At 38.5% G+C, this 16,619-nt stretch carries 14 protein-coding genes; 11 read left to right on the forward strand and 3 right to left on the reverse strand.

Annotated elements, in window-relative coordinates:
- Nucleotides 1-2 precede the first annotated feature (2 nt).
- The 3 genes from BN6559_RS10680 to BN6559_RS10690 are packed head-to-tail and all read left to right on the forward strand — an operon-like array spanning nt 3 to nt 3,697.
- Nucleotides 3-2,108 carry a BglG family transcription antiterminator gene (locus BN6559_RS10680; protein ID WP_110954692.1) on the forward strand — a complete coding sequence of 702 codons (2,106 nt, stop codon included), beginning with the start codon at nt 3-5 and terminating at the stop codon, nt 2,106-2,108.
- Entirely contained in the window at nt 2,101-2,538 is a 438-nt protein-coding gene (locus BN6559_RS10685) for a PTS sugar transporter subunit IIA (protein WP_110954693.1), read from the forward strand. The genes BN6559_RS10680 and BN6559_RS10685 overlap by 8 nt, the downstream gene beginning before the upstream one ends.
- A gap of 1 nt (nt 2,539) precedes the next feature.
- Nucleotides 2,540-3,697 carry a mannitol-1-phosphate 5-dehydrogenase gene (locus BN6559_RS10690; protein WP_110954694.1) on the forward strand — a complete coding sequence of 386 codons (1,158 nt, stop codon included), beginning with the start codon at nt 2,540-2,542 and terminating at the stop codon, nt 3,695-3,697.
- A gap of 297 nt (nt 3,698-3,994) precedes the next feature.
- Here BN6559_RS10690 and BN6559_RS10695 read toward each other — a convergent pair whose 3' ends face one another.
- Entirely contained in the window at nt 3,995-4,708 is a 714-nt protein-coding gene (locus tag BN6559_RS10695; protein ID WP_110954695.1) for a phosphatase, read from the reverse strand.
- 378 nt (nt 4,709-5,086) lie between these two features.
- On the opposite strand from BN6559_RS10695, the gene BN6559_RS10700 reads away from it, so the two are divergent.
- Nucleotides 5,087-5,512: a HutP family protein gene (locus BN6559_RS10700; RefSeq protein WP_110954696.1), complete on the forward strand. Its 426-nt coding sequence runs from the start codon at nt 5,087-5,089 to the stop codon at nt 5,510-5,512.
- 159 nt (nt 5,513-5,671) lie between these two features.
- Entirely contained in the window at nt 5,672-6,589 is a 918-nt protein-coding gene (locus tag BN6559_RS10705; RefSeq protein ID WP_110954697.1) for a hypothetical protein, read from the forward strand.
- Nucleotides 6,590-6,630: 41 nt separating this feature from the next.
- Here BN6559_RS10705 and BN6559_RS10710 read toward each other — a convergent pair whose 3' ends face one another.
- Nucleotides 6,631-7,509 carry a LysR family transcriptional regulator gene (locus BN6559_RS10710; RefSeq protein ID WP_199883927.1) on the reverse strand — a complete coding sequence of 293 codons (879 nt, stop codon included), beginning with the start codon at nt 7,507-7,509 and terminating at the stop codon, nt 6,631-6,633.
- Between the two features lie 302 nt (nt 7,510-7,811).
- On the opposite strand from BN6559_RS10710, the gene dcuC reads away from it, so the two are divergent.
- The 6 genes from dcuC to BN6559_RS10740 all read left to right on the forward strand — a co-directional run bounded on the left by dcuC (nt 7,812) and on the right by BN6559_RS10740 (nt 15,840).
- Complete coding sequence (dcuC, locus tag BN6559_RS10715) at nt 7,812-9,065, forward strand: C4-dicarboxylate transporter DcuC (RefSeq protein ID WP_110954699.1); 1,254 nt, start codon at nt 7,812-7,814, stop codon at nt 9,063-9,065.
- A gap of 72 nt (nt 9,066-9,137) precedes the next feature.
- Complete coding sequence (locus BN6559_RS10720) at nt 9,138-10,463, forward strand: amidohydrolase (RefSeq protein WP_234407832.1); 1,326 nt, start codon at nt 9,138-9,140, stop codon at nt 10,461-10,463.
- Nucleotides 10,464-10,638: 175 nt separating this feature from the next.
- Entirely contained in the window at nt 10,639-11,115 is a 477-nt protein-coding gene (locus tag BN6559_RS10725) for a MarR family winged helix-turn-helix transcriptional regulator (protein ID WP_110954700.1), read from the forward strand.
- A complete protein-coding gene (locus tag BN6559_RS10730; RefSeq protein ID WP_110954701.1) occupies nt 11,105-12,196 on the forward strand; it encodes an efflux RND transporter periplasmic adaptor subunit in 1,092 nt (363 codons plus the stop codon). The genes BN6559_RS10725 and BN6559_RS10730 overlap by 11 nt, the downstream gene beginning before the upstream one ends.
- Nucleotides 12,193-15,252: an efflux RND transporter permease subunit gene (locus BN6559_RS10735; RefSeq protein WP_110954702.1), complete on the forward strand. Its 3,060-nt coding sequence runs from the start codon at nt 12,193-12,195 to the stop codon at nt 15,250-15,252. Before BN6559_RS10730 ends, BN6559_RS10735 begins: the two co-directional genes overlap by 4 nt.
- A gap of 336 nt (nt 15,253-15,588) precedes the next feature.
- The gene (locus BN6559_RS10740; RefSeq protein WP_110956377.1) at nt 15,589-15,840 is read left to right on the forward strand and encodes a hypothetical protein; all 252 of its coding nucleotides are present in this window, start codon (nt 15,589-15,591) and stop codon (nt 15,838-15,840) included.
- On the opposite strand, the gene BN6559_RS10745 is transcribed toward BN6559_RS10740, so the two are convergent.
- Nucleotides 15,830-16,537: a DNA alkylation repair protein gene (locus tag BN6559_RS10745; RefSeq protein WP_199883928.1), complete on the reverse strand. Its 708-nt coding sequence runs from the start codon at nt 16,535-16,537 to the stop codon at nt 15,830-15,832. The genes BN6559_RS10740 and BN6559_RS10745 overlap by 11 nt on opposite strands.
- Between the last annotated feature and the right edge of the window lie 82 nt (nt 16,538-16,619).

The following is a 16,619-nucleotide window of genomic DNA, read 5'->3' on the forward strand; positions in this document are numbered from 1 at the left end:
CGATGAGTGTCAGTTCGAGACAACGCATGATTTTGAATATTTTATTAACGGAACCCGGGGAGATTACGATTAAGCAGATTGCAGATCGCATCGCTGTAAGCACGCGTACTGTGCATCGGGAGCTCAATGATATTGATTTTGTGTTAAACCCGTTTCAGTTGCAGTTGGTTAAAAAATCTGGAATCGGTGTTGTAATCGAGGGAAGTGCTGTACAAAAAGAGAATTTACGATTGTCGCTGTTTAATCAAACGACAGTAGAATATTTACCAGAAGAAAGAAAATTATTAATCCTTTGCCAGTTACTAGAGGCGACCGAGCCGGTCAAACTGATTTCTCTAGCTTATGATTTAAAGGTTACAACAGCAACAATCAGTTATGATTTAGATGAAATTGCGCGTTGGATGGATCATTATAAATTACGTTTAATTCGGAGACGTGGGTATGGGGTAGAATTAACGGGCGACGAATCGGCGAAACGCAAGGCGATGAGTGATCTTATCGCTGAAAATTTAGATGAGTTTGAGCTTTTAGGGTTTATAAAAGACAATATCCAGAGTAAATCAACGAAGAATATCAATACGGTCTCTGAACGGTTATTGACTTTAATAGAAAAAGAAAAATTAATTATGATTGAAAACGCCCTGCGTAACTTGGAGAATGAGCTGCCTTATCCATTGGCGGATAGTTCTTTTATCGGGTTAGTCATTCATTTGGCACTAGCGATTGAACGCATTGAAAAAGGTGAACAAATTGTTTTTGCCGAGGAACATTTGCAGGAGCTTAAAGGTACACCGGAATTTGAAGCGGCCAGCGTGATGATTGAAAGATTGCGGAATCTATTTCAAATGGATATTCCAGATTCTGAAATCGGATATATCACGATGCATTTAAGAGGCGCTAAGTTGCGAAACTCTTATGATGATGGTTTTGAATTTAAAAACGCTGCATTGATTGCTAAAGTTCACCAATTGATAGCATATTGTGAAGAAGCGTTCAATGTCTCATTTCATGAGGATACTGTTTTGGTGCAGGGACTGCTGACGCATATTGAGCCAGCGTTATTTCGCATTAAAAAAAATATGAATATCAGAAATCCGCTTTTAGAAGAGATTAAAGAGCGGTATCATACGTTGTTTTTGGTACTCGAATCAGCGGTGGAAGAGGTTTTCACTGAACTTGAGGTTCCAGAAGCGGAAATTGGCTATTTGGTCATGCATATAGGTGCAGCTTTAGAGAGAATGGGGCAGGTGAATCGGCTCCAATATCGTGCATTGGTTGTTTGTTCAAGCGGAATTGGATCTTCGCGAATTTTGGCTAGCCGCATTGAAAAGGAATTGCCCTATATCGGAATTGCAAAAAATATTTCATTATTTGATATTCAGAAGATACCAGAGGAAACGTATGATTTAATTATATCCACAGTACCGCTATCTTTAGGAAAAAAAGAGTATGTTTTGGTTACACCGCTTTTGACAAAAGAAGATATTCACAATATCAATCTGTTTATTAGTCAAATTAAGCAACCTAAAAACTTAAAGACGATACATCATCTAAACAGTGATTGCCTGCTAGGCAATTTAAAAGGCTGGCAGCAATATATATCTGTTACCTGTTCGATGATTGAGAAATTTCGCTTTGACACCATAGCGAACCAAAATATGCAGATGGAAGATTTGATTTATTGGATTTGTAAGCAGATGGAAGACGAACATATCCTCAGTGATAAAAATGAAGTAATTGAAAAACTCATGGAACGGAAGAAGTTAGGTGGGTTGGGAATCCCCAATGCACAGATCGCATTACTGCATGGCAAAATCGCAATGATAAGCGAACCCGTAGTTCGATTATATTATTTAGAGAATTCGTTGTGTATTGAATCTATGGATGATCAATATGTCAGTGTGGATAAGATTCTTCTCTTATTGGCACCGACACATATTAAAAAAGAGGGATTAGAAGTTTTAAGTGAGATGAGTTCACTGTTAATCGAGAGTGAATTTATCGACGTTTTAAACGGTAAAAATCATCAGCAGATCACTTCATATTGCCTTACGCATTTATATAAACATATCGTAACAAAAATAAAAAAGGGAGATCATTATGAGTAATTTTGTGTTATCAAAAGAGCAAATCAAGTTAAATGCCAGTGTAAAAAATAAAAGCGAAGCAATTGCTTTGGCAGGCGATCTGCTTGTACAAGGGCAGTATGTAACGAAAGAATATATTGATAAAATGCAGGATCGTGAGGCGTTGTCGACAACGTATATTGGCAATGGAGTTGCGATACCGCATGGAACAAATGAATCTAAAGCGTTTATTAAGTCTTCCGGCATTTCTATTGTGCAAATACCAGAAGGTGTAGATTTTGGCGGCGGCAATATGGCGTATTTATTAATTGGTATCGCCGGTGTTGGTGATGAACATTTGGAAATGCTGTCAAGCATTGCAATTGTATGTTCGGAAGAAGAAAATGTAAAAAAACTTGTGCAGGCAACACGAGACGAAGAGGTTATAGCAATCCTCAAAGGGGGGCTATAATATGTTAGCAGTTCATTATGGTGCCGGTAATATTGGCAGAGGATTTATTGGACAATTGTTGTATCAAGCAGGCTATGAAGTTTGTTTTGTCGATGTGAATCAAGAATTGGTTGAAGAAATCAATGCAAAAAAAGAGTATACGGTTATGCTTGCTTCGGAAGAAAAAACTGCTTCTGTTGTAAAAAACGTAAAAGCAATTGATGGGAAAAATGAAGAAGCAGTGGTAAAAGCAATTGCTGAGGCTGATCTTGTTACAACAGCGATTGGCCCTAATATTCTTAAATTTATTGCACCGATTATTGCAAAGGGAATTTCGTTAAGAGTGAAGCAGAATCGTAAACCATTGAATGTAATTGCCTGTGAAAATATGATTGGCGGCAGTTCTGCACTGAAATCTTTTGTATATGAACATCTAAGTGATACGGATAAACAAGCAGCGCAAGAAAATATAGGGTTTCCTGATGCTGCAGTAGATCGTATTGTTCCTTTGCAGAAAAACGAGGATAAACTATTTGTATCGGTAGAACCATTTTATGAATGGGTCGTAAATCGCTCGCAAATGGTCGGCGTAGTTCCTGTGATTGAAGGTGTTACGTACGTCGATGATTTAAAACCTTTTATTGAGCGGAAATTATTTACAGTGAATACTGGGCATGCAACGGTTGCTTATCTAGGTTATTTACACGGGCTCAAGAGCATTGATCAAGCAATCAAAAATACCGATGTTTTAAAGATAACCGAAACTGTTTTACAAGAAACCGGTAGTCTCTTAGTAAAAAAATATCAGTTTGCAGAAGAGAAGCATGCAGCTTATATTAAAAAGATTATAAGTCGTTTCAAAAACCCTTATATTTCTGATGAGGTTACGCGTGTGGGGCGGTCCCCAATTCGGAAATTATCTGCAAAGGATCGTTTGGTTAGCCCGGCTACGCAAGCGATGCAATTTGGAATTGATTTAATCGGTCTGCCAGTCGTTATTGCAGCAGCATTATTATTTGATTATAAAGAGGATCAAGATGCTGTAGAAATCCAAGCTTCTATTTGTAAAGTCGGTCTTGAAAAGACGATTGAAGCATATACAGGCATTGCAAAAGATACGCAGCTTTTTAAATCAATCGTGGAAAACTATCAAATGTTGCGCAGATTGTCAGAAAAATAAAATAGATAGATTCTCTTCCTCTCACCGCTAGTGAATGGTCCTGTTTTTACAAAATAACCAGAAAGAGCCTCCTGCATGATACAGGAAGGCTCTTTCTGCTTGTTCTTATAAATCTTTTTCTTAAAGTGGAAAGGAATTAGGGTCCTTACTTATTATAATAGTACGAATTTCCAAAAAATACAATGGTGTATTTTGTCTAAATTTGTCAAACAGGAAAATTATTTTTCGACATTCGTCGGTTTGTCGGAAACAACGTCGAAGAAAAATAGGAAATAGGTAGTAAATTTCAAATAATTTTTAAGGTTTCTTCAAAAAGGATTTAAATTTTTGTACAGAAGTGTTTACAACCAGTTCTTCAGGAAAATGAATTTTTTCCAAGAGTTTTTTTGCATATTTGTGATCTCCTACAGCCGTTTCTGCATGTGCATCGCTGTTCATGACGATTGATGTTCCATATTGTTTGCAAAAATTGAGCATGGTTGTGTCATTTTCCCAGGCGTTAACGCGATGGCTGTCAGGGCGTAAAGAGCTATTGTTAATTTCGAGCAGCACATGATGTTCCTTGGCTGCTCGAGCAATTGCTTCATAGTCGAGCGGATAGAAACCGTCATCAGGGTGTCCGATGATATTGACGTAAGGATTTTTGATGGCACCGATGATTGCAGCTGTATTTTCTTCTCTTGTGCCGGAATCTATACATAAGTCATGCATGCTGGCAACTGCATAATCCAGTTTTTTTAATTTGTCTTCTGCCAAGTCGATATTGCCGCAGTAGTCGAGGATATTCAGTTCAGCGCCTAAAATCAATTCAACACCATAAGCCGTCCGATCAACGGCACGAAGGTTGGCAAAGTAGAATTCATGACAGGTTCCTGGCATGGAAGGGGCATGTTCTGTAATACCCAGCAGTTCGAGTTTCTTATCAGCAGCGGATAATGCCATCTCTTTTAATGTATTGTAGGCATGCCCGCTGACGATCGTATGCGTGTGTGTATCTAAAACATCTTTCATAGAAGGCCTTCTTTCTGTAATTCATCTTTGTATATAAATAATACTAGGAGCTTTTTTTTATTTTGTCAATTTTATGTTGTTATGAATTGTTTAAAGTTTTGTAAGGTTCTTGTAATATTGTTTTATTACATAAGGAATACTTTTTTTGTAGGATTTGCTATAATGAGATTAATAGCTGTCGATTGCAATTGTGTTAAATTTTATATCTATATTAATGATACGAATTTAAAAAGTTTCTTGTTTTGTGAAGTTGTTTTATTGTGCCTGCGACATGCAGCATTGTATGGTGATTTTTGTTGAAAAAAATTTTTTTTATATGGAGTTTATACTTTCAGTCGTAAAAATAGAGCGGACAGTAGGATAAGGAGACGATCGTAGATGGAAGAATCCCAATATACCAGTATTGATATTGGCCGAGCAGCGCTAAAAATTGCTGTGACAGCGAGTCGTACAGAAGAAAATGAGATAAAACAAATGTTAGCCAAGCAAGGCATCGCAGTTGCAGCTGTCGATTTTGGCGGCGAATTTATTCATTCTATCGTCAAGATTGTTGAGCGTGCAGTAGTAGCCGCACAGAGGCAGGGCTTGGTACCGGATACACATGTTGGTTCGGGAGCAGTTGCTGGTGCTGCAGGTGCGGCTTTAGAGCAAATCAAACATAAGGCGATTGGTTTCAACGTCGGAGGGAAAATTGGTATTGCCCGATATGATGAGCATCTATGTGTAGCCATTTATATGGGGGTCGGTGTACTTAATTTAAACGAGATGTGTGTTGGTCTCGCGCATCGGTCAATTTATAAATAGAGATTTGTGATCGTGCAAAATTTGGCAGAGAATTTTGCCGGTGTACAAAATACTTTCGTTGACGATTATGCGTTTCATCATCTATAATACTTATTGTAAATGAGGTATCGGAATGTTTCCTAAATATAGCCGATTTTTGTTTAGAAAGGAGTTTAAAGAATGAAAATAAGAATAGCTGTGGCTGGTAGCAATCAATTAAATGCAGAGGAAGTCTTAGGCGCAGCAAAATTAATTATTGGCGATTCGGCAATATTTACAACAGTCATTACCAATGAAATAAAATGTGATGATTTTGCGGATTTATTTATTTGTGCTGCAACGCAGGCGGAAACTTTGAAAAAGGTTGTTCCACAAAATAAAATCATCGTGCTTGATCTTATGCCGACATCCCAATTTTTTGTACAAGTTGCACGAATTCCTGCGGGGGAAGATGTCTATATTTTTAATTCCAACTTACGATATCCTGCTCGTCTGGCAAAAGCTTGCAAGAAGCTGGGGATTGAAGTGAATTTCATTAGCGTTGCTTATGAGGCAATGCCGCAGGATGAAGTAATTGCCGCATTAAAGAAGGCGAAATATATCATTGGAATCAAGAGACTGGTGGGTGAAACGATTTTATTGTCAGAAAAATATGCATCGTATCTCCGTGAAGATGTTGTTATTATAGGTACGACTCGTGTTGCATCTATGCAATCAGCATGTATGCTGATTCAATGGGTAGCGACTTATTTTCACCAGTTTATTTCAAAGCAGGTAACGACTTTGACCAATAAGATGAAGTCATCTGTTGTCCATGCAAAAGAGAGTGATTATGGACGTAAATTAGCAAGTGTTGCCGACGATTTGGAAAAACTTATGGCAGAGAGTAATACTTCCATGCTTACGATGCACGATGTTGTTATGAAATCTTTTGCAAATCAAATATCGCCCGATATTATGATGTTCGATCATACCCATGATCAAGCTGAAGAAAGAAAGAAAAGCGAAGAGAATTCTTCCAGTAATGAAATTGTAAAGACTTTAGAAAATATCAATTGTTTGAGTGATAAGATAACAAATCTTTCACATCAAATTTAAAAGGTCGCAAGTAATAGCAAAACTACTACTTGCGACCTTCTTTATTCTGGATTGTAAGAGGTTTTAATAAAATCATAAAGTGTTTGGGCGGCATGCGAGAGATGCTTGCTTTTTTTATGTGCGAGATGAATTGGCACGTGAAGCGGTGGAGAGAGAGGAACTCCGACAAAGTTATTGTCGTTTTCAATTGCTTCCGTTGGTAAGATTGCAATACCGGCTCCACAAACAATCAAACGCTTGATGGTTTGAATTGCATTGGATTCGAAACTGACATGCGGTGTAATATCAAGTGTTTTGAAAGCTTGCAGAATCAGTTTCTGAATTGGACAATCCTCTTTAAATAAAATAAAGCATTCTTTTTCTAAAGCGGAAAAAGATAAATTCTCTTTACCCTTTAACATATGATAAGAAGGCAGACAAGCGACCAGCTCTTGTATACCTAGGTCAACCGTTTCGAGCATTTCTGTATTTTCGTTTGCTATGATTAAACCGAGATCAAGTTTATCCTCCTCAAGCTGTTTTTGAATGCTAGTGGAACCAGCCTCAACAAAAATCAAGTTAAGTGCCGGATACAGATTACGAAATTTGGCAAGCAAAAAAGACACCACCGATATACCGGTCACAGGTGATATGCCAATTGAAATTGTTCCACTATTGAGATTTTTCAATTCAGTTACTTTTGTGATTGCTTGCGATACATCATGCATGATAATCTCGATATGATTAAAAAATACTCGCCCTTCTGCGGTTAAAATAGCGTTTTTCTTATTGCGGACAAAAAGTTGAACGCCAAGCTCTTCTTCTAACTTTTTGATGGCGGTCGTCACACCCGGTTGTGAAATATAAAGTTGTTCGGCAGCAAGTGTGAAACTCTTCAATTTGCTGACCATAAGAAAGCATTCTAGCTGTTTTAATTCCATAAGCATATTACTCCATTAATAAAAAATGAATTTTAGTGTCAAAATATAATTAAAATCCATATATATTGATTATTATAGCATAAGATAAATCAAGTTAAAAAATTTTTTTACTGATAAACTTCATTCTATTTGATTTTATAATGCTAGTATAAAAATATTGTATGTAAATTGTTTTTATAAATGATAAAATAATAGAGAAATATCTTATAAGAACAGGATTTAGGGCAGAAAATCTTGGATTTTGTAAGATATGGAATTTTAAATATTTATTAAGAATTATTTTTAAGGGGAGGTCATTTTTTATGATGACATGGTTGGGACTAGCTATTGTTATAGTCACCATTTATTTTTTATTCAAGCGTTACGATGCACGGTTGATCTTATTAGCTTCCGGTATTATTATGGCTTGTATTGCGGGAAATCCGATGGAATCATTAAATTCTTTTGCAAAAAATATGACAAACGGCGGCTTGATTCAAGCGGTATGTTCGGTAATGGGTTTTGCTATGGTCATGCGGTATACAGAATGTGATAAGCATCTGATTAACTCCATGGCAAAAGGGCTATCAAGATTTCGTCCATTTTTAATTCCTGGGGTAGTTATTGGTACGTATGCGGTAAACGTTGCACTTCCGAGTGCGGCAGGAACAGCAGCAGCGGCAGGGGCAATTTTTGTACCGTTGATGATGTCAACAGGTATTCATCCTGCGATGGCAGCAGCTGCCGTAAAGTGTGGTACTTACGGAAGTATGCTGAATCCAGGATTAGCACATAATCCTTTTGTGGCAAAAATCGCTGGTGTGGACGTTATGGATGTTATTAGTTTTCACTATAAAGCGAATATAGCATCCCTTATTGTTGCAGCAATATTAATTACATTGACAGCGTATTATTTGAAAGAGCATAAAGGATATAAAGCAGAGGGTCTGCAAGCAGAAGCAAATTTCAAAGTGAATTTTCTATATGCGTTGATGCCGATCCTGCCAATTGCAATATTAATTTTGGGTTCAACAGGACTTGTACCAGTGTTTAAAATGGGTGTTCCTCAGGCTATGGTAATCGGCGCAGCTGTAGCTTTACTTGCGACGAGAAAAAATCCTGTTGAGTTAAGTAATGCATTTTTCGATGGAATGGGAAAAGCATATGGAACAATTTTAGGGATTATTATTTCGGCAGGTGTATTTGTATCTGGGTTAACAGCTATGGGAGTTGTAAAATCTTTCATGGATGTTATGTTGAACAATCCGGCAATTGTTAAAGTTTGCGCAGCGGTTGGACCATTCTTACTTGGCTTAGTTGTAGGTTCTGGCGATGCAGCTACCTTTGCTTTCAATGAAGCGATTACGCCGCATGCAGCTGAATTTGGTCTTTCACAAGTGCAAATGGGTAGTATGGCGACACTAGGGGGTACATTAGGTCGTACAATGTCACCAATTGCTGGTGCAACAATTATTGTTGCCGGCATCGCAGGTGTAAATCCGATGGAAATTGCAAAACGCAATTGCTTGCCTATGGTAGGGGCAATGATCGTCGGAATGTTTGTATTGTTAATGTAGAACCTATCTTAGTACTAGATTACAAGTAAAACGGTTCTTTTGAAAAAGTAAGAATACGAGGGAAGTTTTATTATGATGAGTGTTTTAGATTTAGACAAGAAAATTAAAGATTTAGCAGAAAATTTAACTGAGCAGACGGTTGCACGTCGGAGAGATTTGCATCAACATCCAGAAACTGCTTGGACAGAGTTCCGTACGGCTTCTTTCGTTGCGGATCAATTAACTGCATTGGGATATGAAGTAAGTCTTGGCGCTGATGTAGTGGATGAAGCGGCAATGATGGGGGTTCCTAAGGGAACTGTGCTCGCAGAGCATGTCGAACGTGCGATTTCACAAGGCGCAAATCCTAATTGGGTGGAAAAAATGGCTGGTGGTAAGACCGGCGTGGTTGGCGTTTTAAAATTTGCTAAACCTGGACCAACGGTAGGGTTACGTTTTGATATGGATTCTAATGATGCCATTGAAACCGAAGATGAAAATCACCGTCCAAGAAAAGATGGATTTTGTTCAATCAATAAAGGTGCAATGCATGCCTGCGGTCATGATGGACATACGGCTGTTGGTCTTGCAGTTGCAGAAATCTTGATGCAATTGAAAGATGAATTAACCGGTACAGTCAAATTGGTTTTCCAACCAGCCGAAGAAGGTGTTCGCGGAGCAAAAGCTATGGTACAAAAAGGTATTGTAGATGATGTTGACTATATGTTGGGAGCACATTTTGGTTTCCAAATGAAAAAAACGGGACAACTTGCTTGTAACGTAACTGGATTTTTAGCGACAAGTAAATTTGATGCTGAATTTACAGGTTTGCCAGCGCATGCTGGTGCAGCACCTGAAACAGGCAAAAATGCTTTGCTTGCGGCAGCAGCGGCAGCATTAAATCTGCATGCGATTTCCCGCCATAGTGATGGCGCTTCGCGCATTAATGTAGGTATATTAAATGCTGGCAGTGGTCGTAATGTAATTCCGCCAAATGCAATTCTAAAATTAGAAACACGCGGCGCAACAAGCAAAATCAACGAATATATGGCAGCGGAAGCAAAGAGAATTATTCAAGCTGCAGCTGTGATGTATGATGTTGATGTCAAAGTTACTGAAATGGGTGGTGCTGCAGGCGGAAATAATACTGTAGAACTTGCAGATAAAATCACGAAAGTGGCACAGCGTCTTGCAATCTTTCATGAGATTGTACCAGAATGTAATTTTGGTGCGAGCGAAGACTTCTCTTATTTCATGGAACGCGTTCAGCAAAATGGCGGTCAAGCAGCTTATATGATGGTTGGCGCAGATTTAGCTGCGGGGCATCACGATTCATATTTTGATTTTGATGAAAAGGCCCTGGATTTAGCGACGAAATTAATTACGGCATCTGCAGTTGATCTGCTAATAAATAAATAAATATTGTTTTAAATAAGGCATCATAAAGTTCAATGCATAAAATTCTAAAGTTTGTTATATCATAAACTTTGGAAAATAAGCGTGTACTTTATGATGTTTTTATATTTAACTAGTTGATTGAGTCAACTAGTTTGTAGTATAATAAACCTGCAAAAATAAATTGGAGTGAATGGGAATGGATAATTTAGATATTGCGAGACAATTTGGTATTTTAAATCGGCAATCGCAGACTTTTATTACGAATGCTTGCAGTGATCTGGGCATTGGTTTTTCGGAATGTGTGCTGTTGATGAATTTATATCGCCGTGAAGGAATCAACCAGGAAGATATGTCCACAGTTTTATTTATCGATAAAGCTGCCACGGCAAGGACGATTAAATTACTTGAAGAAAAGGGCTTTATCTTACGCAAACAGGATAAAGAGGATAAACGAGTTAAAAAATTATATTTAACCGCAAAAGGTGAAGAAACCAAGGCGCCTGTATTTAAAATGTTAAAGCAATGGATGCATTTTCTTAGTGATGGAATGGATCAAGAAACTTTTGAAACAGTGAGAAAAGGACTGCGTATTTTGGCTGAAAAAGCGAGCAGTAGGGAATGTAGTCTGTTATTTGAAAGGCAAAATAGAGGAGGGGTGGAAAATGAAGAATAATTTAGTGAAATTAGGTCTTATTTTTTGTTTAATCAGTGTATTTATTGTAAGTGGTTGCGGTAAAAAGTCAGAAGCGGAGCAGGATATTCCACTTGTAAAGACAGAGAAGGTTGTTATGGGAAATCTAGCAACTACAATGAATTATGCTGGGGAGGTTCATGGGCGTTATGAGTCGCAATTGGCATTTCAGGTAAGTGGAAAGATCATTGCACGTCATGTAGATCTCGGCAGCAGTGTAAATGCTGGTGAGGTGCTCATGGAAATAGATCGTAAAGATATTCTTCAAAATGTAAATATTGGCTCGGCGCAAGTTGATGCTGCAAGGGCGCAATTGAATTTAGCAGAGGCAAATTTAAATCGTTATCGGCAGCTCTATGAACAATCAGCAGTGAGTGCAGCGCAGTATGAGCAATATCAGACGTCCTATGAGTCTGCACTGGCTGCGCTAAGGCAAGCAGAGGCACAGTATACACAAGGAAATAATAGTTTGGAATATAGTAAATTGGTTGCAGATAGCACGGGTGTTATTTCTGCAGTTCATGCAGAAGTTGGGCAAGTCGTTTCCGCGGGGCAAGCTATGGTTACGCTTGTCAAAGCCGGAGACTTAGAAGTGGAAATCAGTGTTCCCGAAAATCGTTTGGAAGAATTAAAGGCCAGTCAACATGTTGCAGTATCTTTTTGGGCACTCAATGATATGGTTATTGATGGCACGATTCGTGAGATTGCTCCAATGGCAGATAAAGTATCACGTACTTATAAAGTTCGAATAGGGTTAGTGAATCCTTCCGAGCAAATTAAACTAGGTATGACAGCAAATGTAGCAATTGCTGTTGGTGATGCACAGCTCTTAGGGATAACTACGATTCCTTTGACGGCAATTTATCAGACCGGGGATGTGCCGCAGGTTTGGGTCGTGCAAGATGGCGTGGTCAATTTACAGCCTGTAACGATAGAAGCATTCGGAAATAATCAGGTTAAAGTAACCTCTGGGCTAAATCATGGCGATGTAATTGTTACTGCCGGTATACACAAATTAAGGGCTGGGCAGGAAGTGAGAGTGTTAGAAGGTGAAGGTAAATGAAAAAGTTTAACCTGACAGAGATCGCTTTAAAAAATAAATCACTTGTCTGTTATTTTATTCTTGTCATTTTTTTGATGGGGTGTTTTTCCTATACGAAATTAGGACGGATGGAAGATCCCGAGTTTACGATTCGGCAAATGGTAGTGACGGTTGCATGGCCGGGGGCAAGTGCGAAGCAAATTGAAGAACAAGTTACAGATAAAATAGAAAAGAAGCTGCAGGATTTACCGGGAATGGATTATCTGAAAAGTTATTCTCGTCCGGGGGCATCTGTTATTTATGTGACTTTGCGTGAAGATACAAAGGCAAGTACGATTCGTTCCACCTGGCTAGAGGCTAGAAATTTAGTCAATGATATGAAAGCTGATTTGCCACAAGGGGTAATCGGGCCAACTTTTAATGATCGGTTTGATGATGTCTATGGATCGATTTATGCAATTACAGCAGACGGGTATAGTTATGAAGAAATGCGCGTAGAAGCAGAAAAAATTCGTCAGATGTTGTTTGATATAGACAATGTTAAAAAAGTTGAATTAATTGGTCAGCAGGCGGAAAAAATTTATATTGAAATCGAAAATAGCAAACTTGCGCAATTGGGGATAAATCCAAGCACGATTGCAAATGTTATAGCAAAGCAAAATGCGATGACCCCGGCTGGTATGCTTGATACGAGTACGGATAATGTTTATTTGAGAATGACAGGGCAATTTGATGATATCGAAGCAATTCGTAATTTGCCGATTCAAGCCAATGAAAGAATCTTCCGTTTGGGTGATATTGCAACGGTAGAACGTAAATATGTAGAGCCGGCAGAGCCTAAAATGTATTTTAATGGTCAACCTGCCGTTGGCATTGCGGTGTCGATGGAAAGTGGCGGCAATGTTTTAGATTTGGGTGATGATTTAAAGAAAACAGTTAATTTAATAAAAAAGGATTTGCCATTAGGACTTGAAATTCATCAGGCTTCTGATCAGCCTGAAGTGGTAAAGGATGCAATTGATGATTTTATTAGCACCTTGCGTGAAGCAATTATCATTGTACTTGTTGTGAGTTTCTTAAGCTTAGGTGTGCGCACCGGGCTTGTGGTAGCACTATGTATACCATTGGTTATTACAGGTGTTTTTCTAGCGATGGAAATGCTGGGGATTGATCTGCATAAGGTTTCGCTAGGTGCACTCATTATTTCACTGGGGCTTTTGGTCGACGATGCAATTATTGCCGTGGAAATGATGGCAGTCAAACTGGAAGAAGGATACGATCGATTTAAAGCGGCATGCTACGCGTATACAGTAACTGCATTGCCAATGCTGACTGGAACTTTGATTACTTGTGCCGGGTTTATCCCCGTTGGATTTTCTAAGGGTATGGCAGCTGAGTTTACAAGCAGTCTTTTCCCGGTAATTGCCATTGCTTTGATTATATCTTGGGTTGTATCAGTGATGGTAGCACCCTTATTTGGTTATCATTTAATCAAAGTAAAAGTGCATGATACATCAAAAGAAAATAAAGCATATCAAAGTAAGTTTTATAAAATGTTTCGCAGGATTTTAACTTGGTGTCTGCAGCACCGCAGAATTGTTTTAGTCGGTACAGCAATATGCTTTTTTGTGTCGATCTTTATGATGAAATTTATTAAGCAAGAATTCTTTCCGCCATCGATTCGACCAGAAGTAATTGTAGAATTAAATCTGCCGGAGGGCGCTTCAATAAAAGCAACAGAAGATGCAGCTAAACAATTTGCTGCACGACTTGATGGCGATGCGGCAATTAAAAATTACAGTTTTTACGTGGGAAAAGGGGCGCCAAGATTTGTCTTGACAACGGAGCCGGTGTTACCTGCAAATAATTATGCGCAATTTATTATCGTTGCCAAAGATTTGGACGCAAGAAAACAGCTCACAGAAAAGATTCAGACGATTATGGCAGAAGATATGCCAGGTGTTCGCAGCAATGTGAAATTAATTCAAACGGGTCCGCCGGCAGCGTATCCGGTGATGCTTCGTGTTTCAGGATACGATCATGAAAAAGTTCGTGAAATTGCCAATCAAGTTGCGGAGAAAATGACGGCCAATCCAAATCTACGTCAAGTGCACTTTGACTGGAATGAAAAAAGCAAAGTGATGCAGCTTGATTTAGACCAAGATAAGCTAAGAGTGTTAGGGATTGATGGACAGTCTCTGGCCACAGCATTGCAGACACAATTGTCAGGTGCTGCGGTTGCCGAGTATTATGAACAAGATAAAACAATTGATATTGTGTTTAGAATGCATGATGAAGATCGCAGCGATTTATCAAAAGTCAAAGATATGCCGATCGCAATCGGCAATGGCAGCTATGTTCCACTTGAACAAATTGCCAAAATTCGTTATGGGGCGGAGGATGGACTTATTTGGCGGCGGGATTTAAAGCCAACGATTACTGTGAGAGCTAATATTATGGATGGAATCACGGGCAATGATGCAACACAACAAGTGTATGATGCAACGAAAGAGCTTCGTGACAGCCTGCCAATGGGATATACTGTGAAAGTGGATGGTGCATTGGAAAACAGCGGAAAGGCAATGCGGTTAATGTTGGCTCCAGTTCCTGCGATGATCATCGTCATTGTTACATTGTTGATGCTGCAACTGAAGCGAATGTCTCTTATGTTCCTGACTTTAATGACTGCTCCGCTTGGAATTATCGGCGTTAGTTTTGGCATGTTATTGACGAATCAATCCATGGGATTTGTTGCTGAACTTGGAATTTTGGCACTGAGTGGAATGATTATTCGAAATTCGGTTATTTTGGTGGATCAAATTGAAAAACATATTGCCGATGGGCAGGATGTGTGGCAGGCAATTATTGATTCAGCAATTCTTCGTTTCAGACCGATTATGTTAACTGCCGCAGCGGCAATTTTAGGTATGATTCCATTGATGCGCAATAATTTCTGGGGACCAATGGCAGTAGCAATTGCCAGCGGCTTGTTTTGTGCCACTGTGTTAACACTGCTTGTTTTACCAACCATGTATGCTGCTTGGTTTAAAGTAAAAGAACCGAATGAAAAAGGCTAGGTAAAAAACTAAGGGGTATGTCACATCTTAATGTGGCATACCCCAAACTCTAGAAAAATAACATATTCATGTTGATAATTTAGAAAATAACGAAAGCCGTTCTACTTAAAAATTAGTACGAAGATAGGTTGCCGGTTGGTGAGAAGTGCTCAGATGCTAGGCACAGAAAGAGGTTGTGAAGAAGTCGTACTTCTGTACTAGGGCGAGCAGCATCTTTCTGTAACGACGCAGATGAGTGCTTATCACCGACCCGCTGCCGATCTGTCTATGTTTCTTAGGAACAGGATAATATGGTATGATATAATATAGGGAGAATTTTTGATTGGATGTGCAGGTATGTTGAGTGAAAAAGTGAGTTATTTTATTATTGCGTTTTCGATTTATTTGTTGGGTAAGTCGATCATTTTCTTTCATAGTTTACCGTTGTATTCTGTGTTATTTGATATTTTCATGGCGATTTCATTATTGTGCAGTAATATTCCGCGCGTTTTACCAATAAAATTGGAATATTTATATTATATGAAAAAGATAGAATACGGTACCTTAGGACTGGCTCTACTGATGTTTGCTGTTCTTATTATTCGTTGATTTTCTTTAGGGTAGGGGTATTACGTTTCATCTTGCGAATGATTTCTTTGGTTTGCCGGTCGATACGAAGCGAGTCTGTTATTTTTTGTAGTGCTTTGTTGTAAGTAAAATCGTCTAAGGTATTGTGGTCTAAATAATGCATTGTTTTCTCCGCATATTTTATAAAGCAAATAGAAATTGCCCAAGCTACGGCCATTTTAACATAGTAGCCATCATGCCGAATCTCGTCTAACGCAGAAAGCGTTTCAGTAACATAGGAATCGGTAATATAAAATTGCAGTAATATGACAACGGCAAACCGTATTTCGAATTCTTGATTCGATTGTAAATAAGGTTGCAAAAATGTTCTAACGCGCGCAGGATGTTTTTTTATAATTTTTAGGTTACTGCAAAAGCTATCGCAGATTGCCCAATTGTCTATTTTAGGAATAAAAGAAGTGGTGTACGCTAATATTTCTTCAATATCAGCTTTGGCATAGCCAATGATCAAGCCTTGTAGTAAGATTTCTTCATAATATGTATCTTCGGCTGTTTTTAAATAAGTACGCCAGTCTTCTCTAGCCAGTTCTTTGGCCAGATTTTTTAGTAATGGCATTCGAACGCCAATGATATTCTTTGTGTTTGGGCATAATTTGCTATGAAATTGGCGATAGGTTTCATCGGATAAGGAAAATAAACGTGTTTGAATGGATTGCATGATTGTACTCCTTATTTTTATTGAATAAATTATAGCATATTGAATAAAAAGCATGCAGTATAAATCTGTAGGGAATGATATA

The organism is Massilibacillus massiliensis (assembly GCF_900086705.1).
GTDB lineage: Bacteria > Bacillota > Negativicutes > FLKF01 > FLKF01 > Massilibacillus > Massilibacillus massiliensis.

What these genes read in the sequence shown, in the direction of transcription:
- BN6559_RS10680 (WP_110954692.1), top strand. Translation starts at nt 3, where the DNA reads ATGAGTGTCAGTTCGAGACAACGCATGATTTTGAATATTTTATTAACG.
- BN6559_RS10685 (WP_110954693.1), top strand. Translation starts at nt 2,101, where the DNA reads ATGAGTAATTTTGTGTTATCAAAAGAGCAAATCAAGTTAAATGCCAGT.
- BN6559_RS10690 (WP_110954694.1), top strand. Translation starts at nt 2,540, where the DNA reads ATGTTAGCAGTTCATTATGGTGCCGGTAATATTGGCAGAGGATTTATT.
- BN6559_RS10695 (WP_110954695.1), bottom strand. Translation starts at nt 4,708, where the DNA reads ATGAAAGATGTTTTAGATACACACACGCATACGATCGTCAGCGGGCAT.
- BN6559_RS10700 (WP_110954696.1), top strand. Translation starts at nt 5,087, where the DNA reads ATGGAAGAATCCCAATATACCAGTATTGATATTGGCCGAGCAGCGCTA.
- BN6559_RS10705 (WP_110954697.1), top strand. Translation starts at nt 5,672, where the DNA reads ATGAAAATAAGAATAGCTGTGGCTGGTAGCAATCAATTAAATGCAGAG.
- BN6559_RS10710 (WP_199883927.1), bottom strand. Translation starts at nt 7,509, where the DNA reads ATGGAATTAAAACAGCTAGAATGCTTTCTTATGGTCAGCAAATTGAAG.
- dcuC (WP_110954699.1), top strand. Translation starts at nt 7,812, where the DNA reads ATGATGACATGGTTGGGACTAGCTATTGTTATAGTCACCATTTATTTT.
- BN6559_RS10720 (WP_234407832.1), top strand. Translation starts at nt 9,138, where the DNA reads ATGATGAGTGTTTTAGATTTAGACAAGAAAATTAAAGATTTAGCAGAA.
- BN6559_RS10725 (WP_110954700.1), top strand. Translation starts at nt 10,639, where the DNA reads ATGGATAATTTAGATATTGCGAGACAATTTGGTATTTTAAATCGGCAA.
- BN6559_RS10730 (WP_110954701.1), top strand. Translation starts at nt 11,105, where the DNA reads ATGAAGAATAATTTAGTGAAATTAGGTCTTATTTTTTGTTTAATCAGT.
- BN6559_RS10735 (WP_110954702.1), top strand. Translation starts at nt 12,193, where the DNA reads ATGAAAAAGTTTAACCTGACAGAGATCGCTTTAAAAAATAAATCACTT.
- BN6559_RS10740 (WP_110956377.1), top strand. Translation starts at nt 15,589, where the DNA reads ATGTTGAGTGAAAAAGTGAGTTATTTTATTATTGCGTTTTCGATTTAT.
- BN6559_RS10745 (WP_199883928.1), bottom strand. Translation starts at nt 16,537, where the DNA reads ATGCAATCCATTCAAACACGTTTATTTTCCTTATCCGATGAAACCTAT.